This is a genomic window from Bacillus sp. P4_D3, assembly GCF_056401855.1.
On record NZ_JBFUIN010001031.1, the window covers coordinates 1 to 920 of the forward strand.

The 920-nt window shown below is 47.3% G+C and carries 1 protein-coding gene; it reads right to left on the minus strand.

Annotation, left to right across the window (positions count from 1 at the left end; genetic code table 11):
• Positions 1–17: 17 nt before the first annotated feature.
• A partial coding sequence (locus AC1DTM_RS28925) for a Gly-Xaa-Xaa repeat protein (protein WP_477001535.1) occupies positions 18–920 on the minus strand: 903 nt, incomplete at its 5' end.

Below are 920 nucleotides of genomic sequence, written 5' to 3' on the forward strand. Positions count from 1 at the left end.
ACAATAAATAGTGAAATTTAAGCGATTCTAAATACAGTAAGTCGGATGTTAGTGTTGCCTGTTTCGGGAATTGTAATTTCGCTAAGGGTAGATTTGACAGAAATATTTGTGCTAGCTGCTAACGTTTCAATTGTAGTAAATGAAAGTGAGTCGCCTATTAGATTTGAAGAGAAGTTGTCAGTTGCGACTGCTCCATTTATTGAAATTCCTACTCCGAGCGGAGCACATCCTGGTGCAGTTGTAGAGATGGATACGCTAATTACATAAATACCAGCGTTGATAACAGTAACTGTATCTGTGCCGTTGAAGATAATATTGTTTGCGTTAAATACTGTATGAAAAATGAAGTTGTTAAATTGGAGTACAGTTTGTTGGATGTTGTTTGTTACAACGATTGTCGCTACTGGGAAGCTAGGTCCAGTAGGTCCGGTAACTCCTATACCAGTAGCACCCGTTGGTCCTTGAACACCTTGAGGTCCAGTAGCACCCGTGTTACCTTGAGGTCCAGTAGGTCCAGGGGGTCCACCAGAAGGTCCAGTAGGTCCGGTAACTCCTATACCAGTAGCACCTGTGTTACCTTGAGGTCCAGTAGCGCCCGTGTTACCTTGARCACCTTGAGGTCCGGTAGCACCCGTGTTACCTTGAACACCTTGAGGTCCGGTAGCACCCGTGTTACCTTGARCACCTTGAGGTCCAGTGGMACCAGTAGCACCAGTAGCACCTGTGTTACCTTGAACACCTTGAGGTCCAGTAGCGCCAGTAGCACCCGCTGGTCCTTGAGCGCCTTGAGGTCCAGTGGAACCAGTAGCACCCGTGTTACCTTGAGGTCCACCAGAAGGTCCAGTAGGTCCGGTAACTCCTATACCAGTAGCACCTGTGTTACCTTGAGGTCCAGTAGCGCCCGTGTTACCTTGAACACC